The organism is Amorphus suaedae (assembly GCF_053629675.1).
In genome coordinates, this window is the sequence record NZ_JBRJIT010000002.1 from 271,762 (window position 1) to 291,417 (window position 19,656).

The following is a 19,656-nucleotide window of genomic DNA, read 5'->3' on the forward strand; positions in this document are numbered from 1 at the left end:
TCGGTGTCCGGCACACATATCGAGAGATTGCGGGCGTTACCGTCCGGAGAAGTGGGCCCATTTCTCCCCGGCCATGCCCTGAGCCCTTCGCGGCGAAGGAGAGAGCTTATGAATCAAGAAGTCATGAACCTGTTCAACACACAGGCGCAGACTCAAGATTTCGATCGGATTCGCATCTCGATCGCCAGCCCGGAGAAAATCCTCTCCTGGTCGTTCGGCGAGATCAAAAAGCCCGAGACCATCAACTACCGGACCTTCAAGCCGGAGCGCGACGGCCTGTTCTGCGCCCGCATCTTCGGTCCGGTGAAGGACTACGAGTGCTTGTGCGGCAAGTACAAGCGCATGAAGTACAAGGGCGTCATCTGCGAGAAGTGCGGCGTCGAGGTGACCCTCCAGCGGGTGCGCCGCGAGCGGATGGGCCATATCGAGCTCGCCGCGCCGGTCGCGCACATCTGGTTCCTGAAGTCGCTGCCCTCGCGCATCGGCCTCCTGCTCGACATGACCCTGAAGGACCTGGAGCGGATCCAGTACTTCGAGAACTACGTCGTGCTGGAGCCGGGCCTGACGCCGCTGAAGCCGCTGCAGCTCCTCTCCGAAGAGGACTACCTGCGCGCCCAGGACGAGTACGGCGAGGACGCCTTCACGGCGATGATCGGCGCGGAAGCCATCCGCGAGATGCTGATGAAGCTCGACCTCGTGCGCGAGAGCGAGCTGCTGCGCCAGGGCATCGCCGAAGCCACCACCGAGCTGAAGCCGAAGAAGCTCGCCAAGCGGCTGAAGATCGTCGAGGCGTTCATCGAGTCCGGCAACAAGCCGGAGTGGATGATCCTGACGCACGTCCCGGTCATCCCGCCGGATCTGCGCCCGCTGGTGCCGCTGGATGGCGGCCGCTTCGCGACGTCGGACCTGAACGACCTCTATCGCCGCGTCATCAACCGCAACAACCGCCTGAAGCGGCTGATCGAGCTGCGCGCGCCGGACATCATCATCCGCAACGAGAAGCGGATGCTGCAGGAGTCCGTCGACGCCCTGTTCGACAACGGCCGCCGCGGCCGCGTCATCACGGGTGCCAACAAGCGCCCGCTGAAGTCGCTCAGCGACATGCTGAAGGGCAAGCAGGGCCGGTTCCGCCAGAACCTGCTCGGCAAGCGCGTCGACTATTCCGGCCGTTCGGTGATCGTGGTGGGCCCGGAGCTGAAGCTCCACCAGTGCGGCCTGCCGAAGAAGATGGCGCTCGAGCTGTTCAAGCCGTTCATCTACTCGCGCCTCGACGCCAAGGGCTACTCGTCCACCGTCAAGCAGGCGAAGAAGCTGGTCGAGAAGGAGAAGCCGGAAGTCTGGGATATCCTGGACGAGGTGATCCGCGAGCATCCGATCCTACTCAACCGCGCGCCGACGCTGCATCGCCTGGGCATCCAGGCGTTCGAGCCGGTCCTCATCGAGGGCAAGGCGATCCAGCTGCACCCGCTCGTCTGCGCGGCGTTCAACGCCGACTTCGACGGTGACCAGATGGCGGTGCACGTGCCGCTGTCGCTGGAAGCGCAGCTCGAAGCCCGCGTGCTGATGATGTCGACCAACAACATCCTGCACCCGGCGAACGGCCAGCCGATCATCGTGCCGTCCCAGGACATCGTGCTCGGGCTGTATTATCTGTCGATGATGGCCGATGGCGAGCCGGGCGAGGGCATGCTGTTCGGCAACATGGCCGAGCTGCACCATGCGCTCGAGGCGAAGGCGATCACCGTCCACACGAAGATCCGTGGGCGCGTGAGCGGCGTCGACGCCGAGGGCAACCAGAGCACCTCGATCGTCGAGACCACCCCTGGCCGCATGATGATCGGCGAACTGCTGCCGATGCATGCCGGCGTTCCGTTCGACACCTGCAATCGTCTCATGACGAAGAAGGAAGTCTCGCGGATGATCGACACCGTCTACCGCTCGTGCGGTCAGAAGGAGACGGTCATCTTCTGCGACCGCATCATGTCGCTGGGCTTCACCAACGCGTTCAAGGCCGGCATCTCGTTCGGCAAGGACGACATGGTGATCCCCGAGACCAAGCAGAAGCTGGTCGAGGAAACCCAGGACCTGGTGAAGGAATACGAGCAGCAGTACAACGACGGCCTGATCACCCAGGGTGAGAAGTACAACAAGGTCGTCGATGCCTGGGCGAAGTGCACCGACAAGGTCGCCGACGAGATGATGAAGCGCATTCAGGCGGTTCATCGCGACGAGGAGACCGGCCGCCAGAAGCCGATCAACTCGATCTACATGATGAGCCACTCCGGTGCGCGTGGTTCGCCGGCGCAGATGAAGCAGCTGGCCGGCATGCGCGGCCTGATGGCGAAGCCGTCGGGCGAGATCATCGAGACGCCGATCATCTCGAACTTCAAGGAAGGCCTGTCGGTTCTCGAGTACTTCAACTCGACCCATGGCGCCCGCAAGGGCCTCGCCGACACCGCGCTGAAGACCGCGAACTCGGGCTATCTGACCCGCCGTCTCGTCGACGTCGCGCAGGACTCGATCGTGACCGAGCCGGACTGCGGATCCAAGCGTGGCATCACGATGGAAGCCATCGTCGATGCCGGCCAGGTCGTGGCGACGCTGGGCATGCGCATCCTCGGCCGCACGGCCGGTGAGGACATCACCGATCCGTCGACCGGCGAGATGCTGGTGCCGGCCGGCGAGCTGATCTCGGAGAAGGACGTCGAGGCGATCGAGGCGGCTGGCATCCAGTCGGTGAAGATCCGCTCGGTGCTGACCTGCGAGACCAAGGCCGGCGTCTGCGGCAGCTGCTACGGACGCGACCTTGCCCGCGGAACGCCGGTCAACCTCGGCGAGGCCGTCGGCGTGATCGCGGCCCAGTCGATCGGCGAGCCGGGCACCCAGCTCACCATGCGTACCTTCCACATCGGCGGTACGGCGCAGGTGGTCGACTCCTCGTTCCTGGAATCGACCTTCGACGGCAAGATCTCCATCCGCAACCGCAACGTCGTGCGGGACTCGGAAGGCAAGCTCGTCGTCATGGGCCGCAACATGCAGGTGGCGATCGTCGACAAGGACGGTTCGGACCGGGTGGTCCACAAGATCATCTACGGTTCGCGCCTTCACATCGACGACGGCGACGAGATCAAGCGCGGCCAGCGCATCGCCGAGTGGGATCCGTACACCCGTCCGATCCTCACCGAGGTGGACGGCAAGGTCGACCTGGAGGACCTGGTGGAAGGCGTCTCGGTGTCGGAATCGACCGACGAGGCGACCGGCATCACCAAGCGTTCGGTCATCGACTGGCGGTCGCACACCCGCGGCCAGGACCTGAAGCCCGCCATCGTCATCAAGAACGACAAGGGCGAGCTCATCAAGGTCGCGCGCGGCGGCGACGCCCGGTACCTGCTGTCGGTCGACACCATCCTGTCGGTCGACCGGGGTGCCTCCGTCTCGGCCGGCGACGTGCTGGCGCGTATCCCGCTGGAGAGCGCGAAGACGCGCGACATCACCGGCGGTCTGCCGCGGGTGGCGGAACTCTTCGAGGCGCGGCGTCCGAAGGACCACGCGGTCATCGCGGAAGTCACCGGCACCGTGCGGTTCGGCAAGGACTACAAGAACAAGCGCCGGATCATCATCGAGCCCGAGGACGAGAGCCTCGAGCCGACCGAGTACCTGATCCCGAAGGGCAAGCACATCCACCTGCAGGATGGCGACCTCATCGAGAAGGGCGACTACGTGCTCGACGGCAACCCGGCACCGCACGACATCCTGGCCATCAACGGCGTCGAGGCCCTTGCCGCCTACCTCGTCAACGAGATCCAGGAGGTCTACCGGCTCCAGGGCGTGACCATCAACGACAAGCACATCGAGGTGATCGTTCGCCAGATGCTGCAGAAGGTCGAGGTGGACGACGCCGGCGAGACCGAGCTGCTCCACGCCGAGCAGATCGACCGGGTCGAGCTCGACGCGATCAACGAGGCGGCGATCGCCGACGGCCGCAAGCCGGCGACGGCCACCCCGGTGCTGCTGGGCATCACCAAGGCGAGCCTGCAGACGCGGTCGTTCATCTCGGCGGCTTCGTTCCAGGAGACCACCCGGGTGCTCACCGAGGCTGCCGTCAACGGCAAGGCCGACATGCTGGAAGGCCTGAAGGAGAACGTCATCGTCGGACGTCTCATCCCGGCCGGTACCGGCGGAACGATGACCCGCATCCGGGAAATCGCGGCCCGTCGCGACGAGCTCATCCTGGAGGAGCGCCGCAAGGAGCAGGCGAAGTTCGACCGGGGGCTGCTCGAGGAGCGCGCCGCCGCGGCGAACGAGTAGCTCGCCCGCCGGCTGATCCAGCCGAACGACATCGGGGCCGCGGCGGAAACGCCGCGGCCCTTTTCTTTTGGCGCGCCCCCTCCGACTTTCCGGGGCTTTGCAGCCACGCTGGATGTGGTCTACCGATAGGCCCAGGGGACCGGGCCAGCCCGGCTCCGGTGGCCGCCACGCCAGCCGGGAGCGCATCGGGCGCCCATCCCGCGCCGGCCGCGACCGCGCCTTGGGGTCGAGACGTGGGGGGATGCCATGCTCCGTCTTCTGACTGTCGCCGCGATCGCGGCGTTTGCCTTTCCCGCGGCGCTCAGCGCCCAGGACAACACCTTCGTCGGCGTCGCCTACAGCCCGTCGACCGCCAACGTCGCCTTCGCCGAGGGCGACAGCGACATGGCCGTCCGCGACAAGGCGATGTCGGAGTGCCAGGGGAGCGGCGCGAGCGACTGCCAGCTCGCTTTCGCCGGGACCGACATGTGCGTCGCGCTGGCCCGCTCGGCCGACGAGAAGTCGTTCGGCATCGGCGCGGGGTCGTCCCGGGACCGGGCGCAGGGCAAGGCGCTTTCCGAGTGCTCGGGCCACGGCGCCGTCGGCTGCAATCTGCACGACACCTACTGCGGTCCGGCGTCGCTTCAGTAGTCTCCGGCGCCGGGCGGAGCGGCCGCTGCCGGTCGGCTTCCGATCACCGGCCTGATCGAATCGGGTCCGCGGCAGACCGCTGGTCCGGCGGGCCCGATTCCCCGTCGCCGCGCCGCATGCTTCGTGGGCACGCGCAGCCGCTGGGCAGAATCCGGCATCCGGACCCCGGCAGATGCGTTCCGGCGTGTCCGCGCACCGTCGCGGCACGGAAAAGCGCGACATTCCGTGCGGAGTCCGGCGCGGAGGGGTTGACTGCCCCCGCCGAAGTGACTAGGTATCGCGCACTCCACGACAGGCGGTAAGCCTTTTCCTTTCTTGCGGTCGACGCGAGAACATCGGCTTAAACGCTGTCGGGTCCATGAGCGACACAAAGCTCGGTGCCAAGACTAGCCAGTCACAAGCTGGATAGTCCTCTGGATGCGCGCGCCGTCCGCAACTCGTGTGAGCGAGTGGCGGGGCCGGCGTTTTTGTTGTCATGGCCGGACGTGGACGAGAGTTCTCGGGTTCGGGCACAACGGAACGGATAAGTATGCCGACCATCAACCAGTTGATCCGCAAGCCTCGTAAGGCGCCGACCAAGCGCAACAAGGTTCCGGCGATGGAAGCGTGCCCGCAGAAGCGTGGCGTCTGCACGCGCGTCTACACGACGACGCCGAAGAAGCCGAACTCCGCACTGCGTAAGGTCGCGAAGGTTCGCCTGACCAACCAGTACGAAGTCATCGGGTACATCCCGGGCGAGGGCCATAACCTGCAGGAGCATTCCGTCGTGATGATCCGCGGCGGCCGCGTCAAGGATCTTCCCGGCGTGCGCTACCACATCATCCGCGGCGTCCTCGACACGCAGGGTGTGAAGGATCGCAAGCAGCGCCGTTCGAAGTACGGCGCCAAGCGGCCTAAGTAAGGTTTTCTGCCCCGGCGCGACGAGCGCGGCCGGGGAGAGCACAGGGTTTCGGAGAGAGACTGGGACATGTCACGTCGTCATAGCGCGGAAAAGCGCGAGATCATGCCGGACCCGAAGTACGGCGACATCGTGATCACCAAGTTCATGAACTCGGTGATGTACGACGGCAAGAAGTCGGCCGCCGAGGGCATCGTGTACGGCGCCCTCGATGTGATCGAGGGCAAGACCCGCCAGGATCCGGTGGGTGTGTTCCACGAGGCCCTGAACAACGTCATGCCGACGGTCGAAGTCCGGTCGCGGCGTGTCGGTGGCGCCACCTACCAGGTGCCGGTCGAGGTTCGCCCCGAGCGCCGTCAGGCGCTGGCGATCCGCTGGCTGATCACCGCTGCGCGCAAGCGTAACGACAAGACCATGGTCGACCGTCTGTCGGGCGAGCTGCTCGATGCGTCCAACAACCGTGGCACTGCAGTCAAAAAGCGCGAAGACACGCACAAGATGGCCGAGGCCAATCGCGCGTTCTCGCACTACCGCTGGTAATCGGTCGAAGTCAGGAAGGCGCGCGTCATGTCTCGCACCCACAAGATGGAAGACTACCGTAATTTCGGCATCATGGCCCACATTGATGCCGGGAAGACGACGACGACCGAGCGGATTCTGTTCTACACGGGTCGCAGCCACAAGATCGGCGAAGTCCATGACGGCGCCGCGACGATGGACTGGATGGAGCAGGAGCAGGAGCGCGGCATCACGATCACGTCCGCCGCGACGACCGCTTACTGGCAGGACAAGCGCCTGAACATCATCGACACGCCCGGCCACGTCGACTTCACCATCGAGGTCGAGCGTTCGCTGCGCGTCCTCGACGGTGCGATCGCGCTCCTTGACGCCAATGCGGGTGTCGAGCCGCAGACCGAGACCGTGTGGCGCCAGGCCGACAAGTACGCCGTGCCGCGGATGATGTTCGTCAACAAGATGGACAAGATCGGCGCCGACTTCTTCCGCTGCATCAAGATGATCGAGGAGCGTCTCGGCGCCATCCCGCTCGTCATGCAGCTGCCGATCGGTGCCGAGAACGATTTCGCCGGCGTCATCGACCTGCTCGACATGAAGGCGATCGTCTGGGAAGACGAGAGCCTGGGCGCGAAGTTCAACCGCGAGGACATTCCGGCCGATCTCCTGGATCAGGCGAAGGAATACCGCGAGAAGCTCATCGAGGTTGCCGTCGAGGCCGACGACGACGCGATGGAAGCCTACCTGAACGGTGAAGAGCCGGACGTGGAGACCCTCAAGAAGGTCATCCGCAAGGGCACGATCGCCAACGCGTACGTTCCGATCTTCTGCGGCTCGGCCTTCAAGAACAAGGGCGTGCAGCCGCTCCTCGACGCCGTCGTGGATTATCTGCCGAGCCCGATCGACGTGGAGTCGATCAAGGGCATCGACGTGAAGACGGGCGAAGACGTGAAGCGCCGGTCCTCCGACGAGGCGCCGCTGGCGATGCTCGCCTTCAAGGTGATGAACGACCCGTTCGTGGGCACGCTCACCTTCTGCCGTATCTACTCGGGCAAGCTCGAGCAGGGCGCCAACGTCCTGAACACGGTGAAGGAAAAGCGCGAGCGCGTGGGCCGGATGCTGCAGATGCATTCGAACCACCGCGACGAGATCAAGGAAGCCTTCGCGGGCGACATCGTGGCGCTGGCCGGTCTCAAGGAGACCACCACCGGCGACACCCTGTCGGATCCGAGCGCCCCGGTGATCCTGGAGCGCATGGAGTTCCCCGAGCCGGTCATCGAGATCGCGATCGAGCCGAAGACCAAGTCGGACCAGGAGAAGATGGGCCTCGCCCTCAACCGCCTGGCCGCCGAGGACCCGTCCTTCCGCGTCAAGACCGACGAGGAATCCGGCCAGACCATCATCGCCGGCATGGGCGAGCTTCATCTCGACATTCTCGTCGACCGCATGAAGCGCGAGTTCAAGGTCGAGGCGAACATCGGTGCGCCGCAGGTGGCCTACCGCGAGACGATCACGAAGCTGACCGAGATCGACTACACGCATAAGAAGCAGACCGGCGGTACCGGCCAGTTCGCCCGCGTGAAGATCGTGATCGAGCCGAGCGAGCCGGGTTCCGGTTTCTCCTTCGAATCGAAGGTCGTCGGCGGGTCGGTTCCGAAGGAATACGTCCCCGGTGTCCAGAAGGGCATTGCCAGCGTGATGACCTCCGGTCCGATCGCCGGCTTCCCGATGGTGGACATCAAGGCCGAGCTGATCGACGGCGCCTACCACGACGTCGACTCCAGCGTGCTGGCCTTCGAGATCGCGTCCCGTGCGGCGTTCCGCGAGGCCATTCAGAAGGCCGGACCGAAGCTGCTCGAGCCGATCATGAAGGTCGAGGTCGTCACCCCGGAAGAGTTCGCCGGCACGGTGATGGGCGATCTCAATTCCCGGCGCGGTCAGATCCAGGGCACCGAGTCGCGCGGCATCGCCGCCGTCGTCAATGCCTTCGTGCCGCTTGCGAATATGTTCGGGTACGTCTCGAACCTGCGGTCGATGACCCAGGGGCGGGCCCAGTACACGATGCAGTTCGACCACTACGAACAGGTTCCTCAGAACGTCGCCGACGAGGTCCAGGCGAAGTTCGCCTGATCGAAGCGCCTTTCTTGAAGACCCGGTTGCAACAGATTTAGACCGAACGGAGTACGCCGATGGCGAAGGAAAAGTTTGCTCGCACGAAGCCGCACGTGAACATTGGAACGATCGGTCACGTTGACCACGGCAAGACGTCGCTGACGGCGGCGATCACCAAGGTTCTGGCCGAGACGGGTGGTGCGACGTACAAGGCGTACGACCAGATCGACGCGGCTCCGGAAGAGAAGGCGCGCGGCATCACGATCTCGACGGCGCACGTGGAGTACGAGACGGAGAACCGTCACTACGCCCACGTGGACTGCCCGGGCCACGCCGACTACGTGAAGAACATGATCACGGGCGCGGCGCAGATGGACGGCGCGATCCTGGTGTGCTCGGCCGCCGACGGCCCGATGCCGCAGACCCGCGAGCACATCCTGCTCGCCCGTCAGGTCGGCGTTCCGGCGATCGTGGTGTTTCTGAACAAGTGCGACATGGTCGACGACGAGGAGCTCCTGGAGCTCGTCGAGCTCGAGGTTCGCGAGCTGCTGTCGTCCTACGACTTCCCGGGCGACGACATTCCGATCGTCAAGGGCTCGGCGCTGGTGGCGCTTGAGAACGGCGATCCGAAGCTCGGCCACGACGCGATCCTCGAGCTGATGAAGGAAGTCGACGCCTACATCCCGACGCCCGAGCGTCCGATCGACGGTGCCTTCCTGATGCCGATCGAGGACGTGTTCTCGATCTCCGGCCGCGGCACGGTGGTGACCGGCCGCGTCGAGCGCGGCATCGTGAAGGTGGGCGAGGAAGTCGAGATCGTCGGCATCACGGACACCAAGAAGACCACGGTGACCGGCGTCGAGATGTTCCGCAAGCTGCTGGACCAGGGCCAGGCCGGCGACAACATCGGCGCGCTGCTGCGCGGCATCGACCGCGAGAACGTCGAGCGCGGCCAGGTGCTGTGCAAGCCGGGCTCGGTGACGCCGCACAAGAAGTTCAAGGCCGAGGCGTACATCCTGACGAAGGAAGAAGGCGGCCGTCACACGCCGTTCTTCACGAACTACCGGCCTCAGTTCTACTTCCGCACGACGGACGTGACCGGCGTTGTGACGCTTCCGGAGGGCACCGAGATGGTGATGCCGGGCGACAACGTTGAGATCAACGTCGAGCTGATCGTGCCGATCGCGATGGAAGAGAAGCTGCGCTTCGCCATCCGCGAAGGCGGCCGTACCGTGGGCGCCGGCGTCGTCGCCGCCATCCTCGAGTAGACCAAGCAATTTCCTTGCGGGCGCGCCGCATGCAGTTGGCGCGCCCTCTTCATTTCCCGATGCCGGGCTAACAGGCGCGAAAGATTATGAACGGCCAGAACATTCGCATCCGTTTGAAAGCGTTCGATCACCGGGTGCTCGATTCTTCGACCAAGGAGATCGTGCACACCGCGAAGCGGACCGGCGCCCAGGTGCGCGGCCCGGTGCCGCTTCCCACCCGGATCGAGAAATATACGGTCAACCGCTCGCCGCACATCGACAAGAAAAGCCGAGAGCAGTTCGAGATCCGCACCCATAAGCGGCTTTTGGACATCATCGATCCCACCCCGCAGACGGTCGACGCTTTGATGAAGCTCGACCTGGCCGCCGGTGTGGATGTCGAGATCAAGCTCTAAGCAACGACGAGCCAGAGGGACGAGAGGCGCGGCTATGCGCTCTGCAGTAATTGCTCAGAAGGTCGGGATGACCCGGATCTACACGGAGGCAGGTGAACACTTGCCCGTCACCGTGTTGCGGGTGGAGTCGTGCCAGGTTGTGGCACACCGGACCGAAGAAAAAGACGGCTACACCGCTCTCCAGCTCGGTGCGGGCTTCGCCAAGGCGAAGAACACCACCCGGGCGATGCGTGGGCACTTTGCGGTGGCCAAAGTGGAACCGAAGCGGACCGTGGTGGAGTGCCGGGTGACCCCGGACAACGTCATCGCCGTGGGTGCCGAGTTGACTGCCGACCACTTCGTGGCCGGACAGTTCGTCGACGTCAGCGGGACGTCGATCGGTAAGGGCTTCGCCGGCGCGATGAAGCGGCACAACTTCGGTGGTCTCCGGGCCACCCATGGTGTCTCGCTGTCGCACCGCTCGCACGGCTCCACCGGTCAGAACCAGGATCCGGGCCGCGTCTTCAAGAACAAGAAGATGGCGGGTCACATGGGCGATGTCCGTGTGACGACCCAGAATCTGAAGGTCGTCCGCACGGATGTCGAGCGCGGCCTCATCATGGTGCAGGGCGCGGTGCCCGGCTCCAAGGGTGGCTGGATCCTGATCCGGGACGCCGTGAAGAAGAAACTGCCGGACGAGGTTCCGACTCCGGGCGCGTTCCGCCTGCCGTCTGATCTCGATGGGGCTGATACCGAAGCGGCGGTTCCGCCGGCTGAGGTCATCGACGCCGCCCCGGCCGAGACCGGTGCCGAAGACACCGCGGGCAAGGAGAACGGGTGATGGATTTCGACGTCAAGACGCTCGAGGGCGGGACGGACGGAACGATCTCCGTTTCCGACGCGATCTTCGGTCTGGAGCCGCGCCAGGACCTGGTGCAGCGGGTCGTCCGTTGGCAGCTCGCCAAGCGGCAGTCCGGCACGCACAAGGCGAAGAACCGGTCCGAGGTCACGACCTCGGGCAAGAAGATGTACAAGCAGAAGGGCACCGGTCGTGCCCGCCACTCCGACAAGGGTGCGCCTCAGTTCCGCGGCGGCGGCAAGGCCTTCGGGCCGGTTCCGCGCAGCCACGCCCACGACCTTCCCAAGAAGGTCCGGGTGCTGGGTCTGAAGCACGCGCTGTCGGCCAAGGCTCGTGACGGCAAGATCATCGTGATCTCGTCGGCGACGGCGGACGAAGCGAAGACCAAGCTCCTGCGCGAGAAGCTGGCCGGCATCGGCCTGGTGAACGCGCTGGTGGTCGACGGTCCGGAGCGGAACGACGCGTTCGTGAAGGCGGCGCGGAACATTCCGCACCTCGACCTGATCGCGGTCGCCGGCATCAACGTCTACGACATCCTGCGCCGGGACACGCTGGTCCTGACGAAGGCGGCCGTCGAGAGCCTCGAGGAGCGTTTCAAATGACGGACCTTAAGCATTTCGACGTGATCCGCAGCCCGATCATCACCGAGAAGTCGACCATGCTCTCCGAGCACAACCAGGTCGTCTTCCGGGTGGCACGCACGGCGACGAAGCCGCAGATCAAGGCGGCGGTCGAAGCCCTGTTCAAGGTCAAGGTGACCGGGGTCAACACCCAGATTCGCAAGGGCAAGACCAAGCGCTTCAAGGGCATCATCGGACATCAGTCCGACGTGAAGCGCGCGATCGTGACGCTGGCCGAAGGCCAGTCGATCGACGTGTCGACCGGCCTCTGAGACGGGAAGGGCAAACGTTATGGCATTGAAGACCTACCGTCCCACCTCCCCGGGCCAGCGCCAGCTCGTCATCGTCGAGCGGTCGGCCCTGTGGAAGGGAAAGCCGGTCAAGACCTTGACCGAAGGCCTGAGCAAGTCGGGCGGCCGCAACAACGCGGGCCGCAAGACGTCGCGTCACCGCGGTGGCGGCCACAAGCGGACCTACCGCGTGGTCGACTTCAAGCGGCAGAAGTTCGATATCCCGGCGACGGTCCAGCGCCTCGAGTACGACCCGAATCGGTCGGCCTTCCTGGCGCTGATCAAGTACGAGGACGGCGAGCTGGCCTACATCCTGGCGCCGCAGCGCCTGGCTGAGGGCGACATGGTGATCGCCGGCCAGCAGGTCGACGTGAAGCCGGGCAACGCGATGCCGATCCAGTCGATTCCGGTCGGCACGATCGTGCACAACGTCGAGCTGAAGCCCAAGAAGGGTGGACAGCTGGCGCGTTCGGCTGGCAACTACGCTCAGATCGTCGGTCGCGATCAGGGTTACACGGTCATCCGCCTCAGCTCCGGCGAACAGCGCCGGGTCCTGGGCACGGTGATGGCGACCGTCGGTGCGGTGTCGAACCCGGACCATTCGAATATCAACCTGTCTAAGGCGGGCCGCTCACGCTGGCTTGGCCGACGCCCGCAGACGCGCGGCGTTGCCATGAACCCTGTCGACCATCCGCACGGCGGTGGTGAAGGCCGCACTTCGGGCGGCCGTCATCCGGTTACCCCGTGGGGCAAGCCGACCAAGGGCAAGCGTACGCGGCACAACAAGGCGACGGACAAGTATATCGTCCGGAGCCGTCACGCCCGTAAGAAGTAAGAGGACGAGATCGTGGCGCGCTCTGTATGGAAAGGCCCCTTCGTTGACGGCTACCTTCTGAAGAAGGCGGACAAGTCGCGTTCTTCGGGCCGCAACGAAGTGATCAAGATCTGGTCGCGTCGGTCGACCATTCTGCCTCAGTTCGTGGGCCTGACATTCGGGGTCTACAACGGGCAGAAGCACATTCCGGTCCTCGTGAGCGAGGACATGGTCGGTCACAAGTTCGGCGAGTTCTCGCCGACCCGGACCTACTATGGCCACGGGGCCGACAAGAAGGCGAAGAGGAAATAACGATGGGCAAGCCCTCCCGGGAACGGGTGCTCGGCGAAACCGAGGCGCGTGCTGTCGTGCGACGGCTCAAGGTCAGCCCGCAGAAGCTGAACCTCGTCGCGCAGCTGATCCGTGGCAAGAAGGCCGCCACGGCGCTCGCCGATCTGGAGTTTTCGCGCAAGCGGATCGCGAAGGACGTGCGCAAGGCGCTCGAGTCCGCGATCGCCAATGCCGAGAACAACCATGACCTCGACGTCGATGCGCTGATTGTGTCCGAGGCCTATGTCGGCAAGGCGCTGGTGATGAAGCGGTTTCATGCCCGTGGACGCGGTCGCGCGGGTCGGGTCGAAAAGACCTTTTCGCATCTGACCATCGTCGTGCGCGAAGTCGAGGAGGCTGCCTGATGGGTAATAAAGTCAATCCGATCGGTCTGCGTCTCGGCATCAACCGGACCTGGGATTCGCGCTGGTTCGCGGATCGCGCCGACTACGGCATGCTGCTGCACGAGGATCTGAAGATCCGCAACTTCCTGCTGAAGGAACTGAAGCAGGCCGCGGTGTCGAAGATCGTCATCGAGCGCCCGCACAAGAAGTGCCGCGTCACGCTCCACTCGGCCCGTCCGGGTGTGGTGATCGGCAAGAAGGGCGCCGACATCGATCGTCTGCGCAAGAAGATCGGCGAGATGACCGCCTCGGAAGTGCACATCAACATCGTTGAGGTGCGCAAGCCGGAGATCGACGCGACCCTCGTCGCCATGTCGATCGCCCAGCAGCTCGAGCGGCGCGTCGCGTTCCGCCGGGCGATGAAGCGGGCGGTCCAGTCGGCGATGCGGCTTGGCGCGGAAGGCATCCGGATCAACTGCGGCGGCCGGCTCGGTGGGGCGGAGATCGCCCGGACGGAATGGTATCGCGAGGGTCGGGTTCCGCTGCACACGCTGCGCGCGGACATCGACTATGGAACGGCCACGGCCAAGACGGCTTACGGCACCTGCGGCGTGAAGGTCTGGATCTTCAAGGGCGAAATCCTTGAGCACGATCCGATGGCGTCCGAGCGCAGGCTGACCGAAGCCGCCGAGAGCGGTGGTGGCGGCGGTCGTCGTCGTAACGACGGCTGATTTGCCGGCGGTTTTTGAGAGCACGAGAGCAGACAGATGCTGCAACCGAAACGAACGAAATTCCGCAAGCAGCACAAGGGCCGCATTCACGGCACGGCTAAGGGCGGAACGTCTCTGAACTTCGGTGCCTTCGGGCTGAAGGCTCAGGAACCCGAGCGCGTGACGGCGCGGCAGATCGAGGCGGCTCGCCGCGCGATCACCCGCCACATGAAGCGCCAGGGCCGTGTGTGGATCCGGATCTTCCCGGACGTGCCGGTGTCGCAGAAGCCGACCGAAGTGCGTATGGGTAAGGGCAAGGGTTCGCCGGAATACTGGGCGGCGCGGGTTCATCCGGGCCGGATCATGTTCGAGATCGACGGCGTTGCCGAGGACATCGCGCGCGAAGCGCTGCGGCTCGGAGCGGCGAAGCTGCCGATCAAGACGCGTTTCGTGCAGCGCATCGCCGAATAGCGGCGCAGAGCGCGAGGAGAACTGCCATGAAGGCCTCGGACGTTAAGGCGAAGACCGCCGACGAGTTGCTGGACCAACTGGCCAAGCTGAAGAAGGAGCAGTTCAACCTGCGCTTCCAGCGGGCGACGGGCCAGCTTGAGAACACCGCGCGGGTTCGGCAGGTGCGCCGTGACATCGCCCGGATCAAGACGGTCCTCGGCGATCGCCGCAAGGCGCCGGCGAGCTGACGGGAAAGACAAGAAGATGCCGAAACGAGTTATGCGGGGCGTCGTCGTTAGCGACAAGAACGACAAGACCGTCGTGGTGCGGGTTGAGCGTCGATTCACTCATCCGCTCCTGAAGAAGACGGTCCGTCGGACGAAGCGCTACCACGCGCACGACGAGACGAACGCCTTCAAGACGGGCGATCTCGTGATGATCGAAGAGACGCGGCCGCTGTCGAAGAACAAGCGATGGGCTGTGATTGGCGCTTTGACGCCTGCGGGCGAGGTCGTTTCGGACTGACCTTCGGGGTCAGCCGGACGGTACTTGGCCAAATGGGCGCGGCGAATAGAGAGATAATAGGCGGCGAAGCATGATTCAGATGCAGACCAACCTGGACGTGGCCGACAATTCCGGTGCGCGCCGTGTCATGTGCATCAAGGTGCTCGGCGGCTCGAAGCGGAAGTACGCTTCGGTCGGCGACATCATCGTCGTCTCCGTGAAGGAGGCGAGCCCGCGCGGTCGCGTGAAAAAGGGCGACGTCATGAAGGCGGTCGTCGTGCGCACGGCGAAGGACATCCGCCGCGCTGACGGAAGCGTGATCCGGTTCGACCGCAATGCGGCCGTCCTGGTCAACAACAACAAGGAGCCGGTGGGCACGCGTATCTTCGGGCCAGTCCCGCGCGAGCTCCGGGCACGCAATCACATGAAGATCATTTCGCTCGCGCCGGAGGTGCTGTAATGGCCGCGCGCATCAAGAAGGGCGACTCCGTCGTGGTGCTCGCCGGACGGGACAAGGGCAAGACCGGTGAGGTCCTGCGCGTCCTGCCCAAGGATAATCGCGCTGTCGTGCGCGGCGTCAATGTGGTGCAGAAGCACCAGAAGCAGACGCCTGCGCAGGAAGGCGGCATCATCGCCAAGGAAGCGTCGATCCACATCTCCAACATCGCGCACGCCGATCCGACCGACGGCAAGGCGACGCGGGTTGGTTTCCGGGTCGAGAAGGATGGCACGAAGGTTCGCTTCGCCAAGCGCTCTGGAGACAAGATCGATGGCTGAAGCTCTCGCGGAACTCGAGCCGCGCACCAAGACGATCTACCGGGAACAGGTTCGCGCCGTTCTGCAGGAAAAGTTCAACTACACGAACTCCATGCAGGTGCCGCGCCTGGACAAGGTGGTGATCAACATGGGAATCGGCGAAGCTGTCGCCGATTCCAAGAAGGTTCAGTCGGCGGTCAACGATCTGACGAAGATCGCGGGCCAGAAGCCGGTGATCACCAAGGCGAAGAACTCGATCGCGGGCTTCAAGCTGCGCGAAGAGATGCCGATCGGCTGCAAGGTCACCCTGCGCCGCGGGCACATGTACGAGTTCATCGACCGTCTGGTGACGATCGCGATGCCGCGCATCAGGGACTTTCGGGGCCTGAACCCGAAGAGCTTCGATGGGCGCGGCAACTTCGCGATGGGCCTGAAGGAGCACATCGTGTTCCCGGAGATCGAGTACGACAAGGTCGACCAGATCTGGGGCATGGACATTATCGTCTGCACGACGGCGCAAACGGATGACGAGGCGCGCGAGCTGCTGCGCGCTCTGAATTTCCCGTTCCGTACGTGACGGGCGGAGCAAGGGACGAACGAGATGGCCAAAAAAGGTAAGATCGAGAACAACCAGAAGCGCATCCGGCTGGCCAAGCAGCTTGCCGGCAAGCGCGAGCGGTTGAAGACGATCGCGCGCGATCAGTCGCTCTCGATGGAGGAGCGGTTCGAAGCGCAGCTGAAGCTCGCCGAGATGCCGCGGAACTCCGCGCCGAGTCGCGTGGTCAACCGCTGCGAGATCACCGGCCGTCCGCGTGCCTACTATCGTAAGCTCAAGATGTCGCGCGTGGCGCTGCGCGAGCTTGGCGGCCAGGGTCAGATCCCGGGCCTCGTGAAGTCGAGCTGGTAAGGAGACGCCCCGATGGCGATGACCGATCCCCTGGGGGACATGATCACGCGCATTCGCAACGCGGCGATGCGCAAGAAGAACAGCCTTCAGACGCCGGGTTCGAGCCTGCGGATGAACGTGCTCGAAGTCCTTCAGAGCGAGGGCTATATCCGTGGCTACACCGTCACGGAACGCGAGAACGGTCGCTCGGAGATCGATATCGAGCTGAAGTATTTCGACGGTGAGCCGGCGATCAAGAAGATCGAGCGGATCTCGAAGCCGGGACGCCGGGTCTATTCCTCCGTGGCAACGCTGCCGCGGGTCGCGAATGGTCTGGGCGTGTCCATTCTGTCCACGTCGCAGGGCGTCATGAGCGATCATGTGGCGCGTGAGCGCAATCTGGGCGGGGAGATCCTCTGCCAGGTGTTCTGACCGGTCGTTGACCGCGTCAGGCGAATGGCGAGATCTCAAGGAGTTGTGGGATGTCACGTGTAGGTAAGAAGCCGGTCCCGATGCCGAAGGGCGTCACGGCGAAGATTGACGGTCAGACCGTCACCGTGAAGGGTCCGAAGGGCGAGCTGTCGTTCACGGTTCCGGACGTGGTCACGGTGTCGGAAGGCGAGGACGGCGTGACGGTGATGCCGGTCGACGGCAGCAAGCGTGCGCGGTCGATGTGGGGTCTCTCCCGCTCGATGGTGGCGAACCTGGTGCAGGGCGTCACCGACGGGTTCGAGCGTCGCCTCGAGATCGCCGGCGTCGGTTATCGCGCGTCGATTCAGGGCAAGAACCTTCAGCTGGCACTCGGCTTTTCGCACGAAGTGCTCTATCCGATCCCGGACGGCATTCAGATCCAGTGTCCGAAGCCGACCGAGATCGTCATTGCGGGTATCGAGAAGCAGCGCGTCGGGCAGGTTGCCGCGGAGATCCGCGACTACCGGCCGCCGGAGCCCTACAAGGGCAAGGGCGTGAAATACGCGGGCGAGCAGATCATCCGCAAAGAAGGCAAGAAGAAGTAAGGACGACGACGATGGCCAAGGGTCTGAGCCGGACGAACCGCCGTACGATGCGGGTTCGTCGTACTATCCGCGCGGTTGCCAACGGGCGGCCCCGGCTGAGCGTGTTTCGGTCGTCCAAGCACATCTACGTGCAGGTGATCGACGACGCCGCCGGCGGCACGGTTGCCGCTGCCTCGACACTCGACAAGGACCTCCGCGGGTCCATCAAGACGGGCGCCGACGTGGCGGCCGCTGCCGAGGTCGGGCGTCTGATCGCCGAGCGCGCCAAGAAGGTTGGCGTGACCAAGGTCGTGTTCGACCGCGGAGGCTACATCTATCACGGCCGGGTCAAGGCCCTGGCCGACGCCGCCCGCGAAGGCGGGCTGGATTTCTAGTTATCCGCGCAAGTCGGACCAACTGACGGAAGGATGAAGAACATGGCGCGGGATCGGGATGATCGCGACAGCGAGTTCGTCGACAAGCTCGTCCACATCAATCGCGTGGCGAAGGTGGTGAAGGGCGGTCGGCGGTTCGGCTTTGCTGCCCTCGTCGTCGTCGGCGATCAGAAGGGCCGGGTCGGATTCGGTCACGGCAAGGCGCGCGAAGTGCCGGAAGCGATCCGCAAGGCGACGGAAGCCGCCAAGCGGAGCATGATCCGGGTGCCGCTGCGCGAAGGCCGCACGCTGCACCACGATGTGAACGGGCGCTGGGGCGCCGGCCGCGTCGTCATGCGCGCCGCACCGGCCGGTACCGGCATCATCGCCGGCGGCCCGATGCGCGCCGTGTTCGAGACGCTGGGCGTTCAGGACGTCGTCGCCAAGTCGCTGGGGTCTTCCAACCCCTACAACATGGTGCGCGCCGCGTTCGAAGGCCTGAAGACCGAGGACAGCCCTCGCTCCGTTGCCGCGCGTCGCGGCATGAAGGTCGCCGCGCTGCAGGCCCGTCGTCGGGATGTTGATGCGGACGCGACCGCGGACGCCTGAGGAAACTTAGGAACAGGGACCGCCGCAGTGCTGAGAAGCGCGGCCTCGGGTCCGTTGGAGAGTTGAATGGCAAAGGCACCGAAGACCACCGACGAGGCGGAAGCCGCCGAGGCGAAGCCGAAGGCTGCGCCCGCTGCCGCCAAGAAGCCCGCCGCCAAGAAGGCGGCGCCGAAGACCGCGGCCGCCAAGGCCGCGCCGAAGAAGGCTGCCGCCCCCAAGAAGGCTGCTGCCCCGAAGGCGAAGAAGACGGCTCCCTCCGGCGCGACCGTTACGGTCGAGCAGACGGGCAGCCCGATCCGTCGTCCGGCCGACCAGCGCGCGACGCTCGTCGGTCTCGGCCTCAACAAGATGCACCGTCGCCGCACGCTGGAAGATACCCCGGCCGTGCGCGGCATGATTGCCAAGGTGAGCCACCTCGTTCGCGTCGTCGAATAGGGGCTGATAGGAACTGGTTAGCGCGCGTTCGGCCGGCCATGTGGGCTGTGCCCAGGCGTGCTCAAGGAGACTGCCATGAAGCTGAATGAGATCAGCGACAAGCCGGGTGCCACGACGTCGCGCAAGCGCGTTGGCCGCGGTATCGGTTCGGGCGTCGGCAAGACCGCAGGTCGCGGCGTCAAGGGTCAGAAGTCGCGTACGGGCGTTGCGATCAAGGGCTTCGAAGGCGGTCAGATGCCGTTGCATCGGCGTCTGCCGAAGCGCGGCTTCGTGAACATCTTCGCGAAGAAGTGGAACGAGGTCTGTATCGGCCGCGTGCAGATCGCCATCGACGCCGGCAAGCTCGATGCGAAGGCGCCGATCGACATCGCCGCCCTCGTCGCGGCCGGCGTCTGCCGTCGCAAGCTCGACGGCGTGCGGCTGCTTTCCGACGGTGAACTGAAGGCTGGCGTCACCCTCGTGGTGGACGGAGCGTCGCAGGCTGCCATCAAGGCGGTTGAAAAAGCCGGCGGGAAGGTCGAGATCAAGTCGCGGGATAAAGCGTCGGCCTGAGGGCCGCCGCCTCCTTTCCGTCCGC

Annotated in this window: 26 protein-coding genes and 1 pseudogene; all 27 read left to right on the forward strand. The window is 64.8% G+C overall.

What is annotated here, in order from left to right; translation table 11 throughout:
- Positions 1-108 precede the first annotated feature (108 nt).
- The 27 genes and pseudogenes from rpoC (at position 109) to rplO (ending at position 19,631) form a co-directional block, all read left to right on the forward strand.
- Positions 109-4,308 carry a DNA-directed RNA polymerase subunit beta' gene (gene rpoC, locus AB7M35_RS14925; RefSeq protein WP_453961115.1) on the forward strand — a complete coding sequence of 1,400 codons (4,200 nt, stop codon included), beginning with the start codon at positions 109-111 and terminating at the stop codon, positions 4,306-4,308.
- Between the two features lie 246 nt (positions 4,309-4,554).
- On the forward strand, positions 4,555-4,938 hold the full coding sequence (locus tag AB7M35_RS14930) for a DUF4189 domain-containing protein (protein ID WP_453961117.1): 384 nt from the start codon (positions 4,555-4,557) through the stop codon (positions 4,936-4,938).
- Positions 4,939-5,467: 529 nt separating this feature from the next.
- Positions 5,468-5,839: a 30S ribosomal protein S12 gene (rpsL, locus tag AB7M35_RS14935; protein WP_453961119.1), complete on the forward strand. Its 372-nt coding sequence runs from the start codon at positions 5,468-5,470 to the stop codon at positions 5,837-5,839.
- A gap of 66 nt (positions 5,840-5,905) precedes the next feature.
- Positions 5,906-6,376: a 30S ribosomal protein S7 gene (gene rpsG / locus AB7M35_RS14940; protein ID WP_453961121.1), complete on the forward strand. Its 471-nt coding sequence runs from the start codon at positions 5,906-5,908 to the stop codon at positions 6,374-6,376.
- A gap of 27 nt (positions 6,377-6,403) precedes the next feature.
- Complete coding sequence (fusA, locus tag AB7M35_RS14945) at positions 6,404-8,479, forward strand: elongation factor G (RefSeq protein ID WP_453961123.1); 2,076 nt, start codon at positions 6,404-6,406, stop codon at positions 8,477-8,479.
- 59 nt (positions 8,480-8,538) lie between these two features.
- Positions 8,539-9,729, forward strand: a complete 1,191-nt coding sequence (gene tuf / locus AB7M35_RS14950) for an elongation factor Tu (RefSeq protein ID WP_453961099.1) — start codon at positions 8,539-8,541, stop codon at positions 9,727-9,729.
- An 86-nt stretch (positions 9,730-9,815) separates the two neighbouring features.
- The gene (gene rpsJ / locus AB7M35_RS14955; protein WP_367198076.1) at positions 9,816-10,124 is read left to right on the forward strand and encodes a 30S ribosomal protein S10; all 309 of its coding nucleotides are present in this window, start codon (positions 9,816-9,818) and stop codon (positions 10,122-10,124) included.
- A 34-nt stretch (positions 10,125-10,158) separates the two neighbouring features.
- The gene (gene rplC, locus AB7M35_RS14960) at positions 10,159-10,944 is read left to right on the forward strand and encodes a 50S ribosomal protein L3 (protein ID WP_453961124.1); all 786 of its coding nucleotides are present in this window, start codon (positions 10,159-10,161) and stop codon (positions 10,942-10,944) included.
- Positions 10,944-11,564: a 50S ribosomal protein L4 gene (rplD, locus tag AB7M35_RS14965; RefSeq protein ID WP_453961127.1), complete on the forward strand. Its 621-nt coding sequence runs from the start codon at positions 10,944-10,946 to the stop codon at positions 11,562-11,564. Before rplC ends, rplD begins: the two co-directional genes overlap by 1 nt.
- Entirely contained in the window at positions 11,561-11,854 is a 294-nt protein-coding gene (locus tag AB7M35_RS14970) for a 50S ribosomal protein L23 (RefSeq protein ID WP_453961129.1), read from the forward strand. The genes rplD and AB7M35_RS14970 overlap by 4 nt, the downstream gene beginning before the upstream one ends.
- A gap of 19 nt (positions 11,855-11,873) precedes the next feature.
- Positions 11,874-12,707, forward strand: a complete 834-nt coding sequence (gene rplB, locus AB7M35_RS14975; RefSeq protein WP_453961131.1) for a 50S ribosomal protein L2 — start codon at positions 11,874-11,876, stop codon at positions 12,705-12,707.
- Between the two features lie 12 nt (positions 12,708-12,719).
- Positions 12,720-12,998: a 30S ribosomal protein S19 gene (gene rpsS / locus AB7M35_RS14980; protein WP_453961133.1), complete on the forward strand. Its 279-nt coding sequence runs from the start codon at positions 12,720-12,722 to the stop codon at positions 12,996-12,998.
- Positions 12,999-13,000: 2 nt separating this feature from the next.
- Positions 13,001-13,381, forward strand: a complete 381-nt coding sequence (gene rplV, locus AB7M35_RS14985) for a 50S ribosomal protein L22 (protein ID WP_453961134.1) — start codon at positions 13,001-13,003, stop codon at positions 13,379-13,381.
- Complete coding sequence (gene rpsC / locus AB7M35_RS14990; RefSeq protein WP_453961136.1) at positions 13,381-14,091, forward strand: 30S ribosomal protein S3; 711 nt, start codon at positions 13,381-13,383, stop codon at positions 14,089-14,091. Before rplV ends, rpsC begins: the two co-directional genes overlap by 1 nt.
- 36 nt (positions 14,092-14,127) lie before the next feature.
- Positions 14,128-14,541 (forward strand): 50S ribosomal protein L16, encoded by a 414-nt coding sequence (rplP, locus tag AB7M35_RS14995; RefSeq protein WP_453961138.1) that lies wholly within the window; start codon positions 14,128-14,130, stop codon positions 14,539-14,541.
- Between the two features lie 26 nt (positions 14,542-14,567).
- On the forward strand, positions 14,568-14,768 hold the full coding sequence (rpmC, locus tag AB7M35_RS15000) for a 50S ribosomal protein L29 (RefSeq protein ID WP_453961139.1): 201 nt from the start codon (positions 14,568-14,570) through the stop codon (positions 14,766-14,768).
- 16 nt (positions 14,769-14,784) lie between these two features.
- On the forward strand, positions 14,785-15,045 hold the full coding sequence (rpsQ, locus tag AB7M35_RS15005) for a 30S ribosomal protein S17 (RefSeq protein ID WP_453961141.1): 261 nt from the start codon (positions 14,785-14,787) through the stop codon (positions 15,043-15,045).
- 70 nt (positions 15,046-15,115) lie between these two features.
- Complete coding sequence (gene rplN, locus AB7M35_RS15010; RefSeq protein ID WP_453961143.1) at positions 15,116-15,484, forward strand: 50S ribosomal protein L14; 369 nt, start codon at positions 15,116-15,118, stop codon at positions 15,482-15,484.
- Positions 15,484-15,801 carry a 50S ribosomal protein L24 gene (gene rplX, locus AB7M35_RS15015; protein WP_453961145.1) on the forward strand — a complete coding sequence of 106 codons (318 nt, stop codon included), beginning with the start codon at positions 15,484-15,486 and terminating at the stop codon, positions 15,799-15,801. The genes rplN and rplX overlap by 1 nt, the downstream gene beginning before the upstream one ends.
- Positions 15,794-16,357 (forward strand): 50S ribosomal protein L5, encoded by a 564-nt coding sequence (gene rplE, locus AB7M35_RS15020; RefSeq protein WP_453961147.1) that lies wholly within the window; start codon positions 15,794-15,796, stop codon positions 16,355-16,357. The genes rplX and rplE overlap by 8 nt, the downstream gene beginning before the upstream one ends.
- Before the next feature lie 24 nt (positions 16,358-16,381).
- Complete coding sequence (gene rpsN, locus AB7M35_RS15025) at positions 16,382-16,687, forward strand: 30S ribosomal protein S14 (protein WP_453961149.1); 306 nt, start codon at positions 16,382-16,384, stop codon at positions 16,685-16,687.
- A gap of 12 nt (positions 16,688-16,699) precedes the next feature.
- The gene (gene rpsH / locus AB7M35_RS15030; protein WP_453961151.1) at positions 16,700-17,098 is read left to right on the forward strand and encodes a 30S ribosomal protein S8; all 399 of its coding nucleotides are present in this window, start codon (positions 16,700-16,702) and stop codon (positions 17,096-17,098) included.
- 50 nt (positions 17,099-17,148) lie between these two features.
- Positions 17,149-17,682: a 50S ribosomal protein L6 gene (rplF, locus tag AB7M35_RS15035; protein WP_453961152.1), complete on the forward strand. Its 534-nt coding sequence runs from the start codon at positions 17,149-17,151 to the stop codon at positions 17,680-17,682.
- An 11-nt stretch (positions 17,683-17,693) separates the two neighbouring features.
- Complete coding sequence (rplR, locus tag AB7M35_RS15040) at positions 17,694-18,056, forward strand: 50S ribosomal protein L18 (RefSeq protein ID WP_453961153.1); 363 nt, start codon at positions 17,694-17,696, stop codon at positions 18,054-18,056.
- 33 nt (positions 18,057-18,089) lie between these two features.
- Positions 18,090-18,644: a 30S ribosomal protein S5 gene (rpsE, locus tag AB7M35_RS15045; protein ID WP_453961155.1), complete on the forward strand. Its 555-nt coding sequence runs from the start codon at positions 18,090-18,092 to the stop codon at positions 18,642-18,644.
- A 258-nt stretch (positions 18,645-18,902) separates the two neighbouring features.
- Positions 18,903-19,079: pseudogene (rpmD, locus tag AB7M35_RS15050) on the forward strand (50S ribosomal protein L30); the annotation flags it as partial.
- A 75-nt stretch (positions 19,080-19,154) separates the two neighbouring features.
- Positions 19,155-19,631: a 50S ribosomal protein L15 gene (gene rplO / locus AB7M35_RS15055; RefSeq protein WP_453961156.1), complete on the forward strand. Its 477-nt coding sequence runs from the start codon at positions 19,155-19,157 to the stop codon at positions 19,629-19,631.
- Positions 19,632-19,656: the final 25 nt, after the last annotated feature.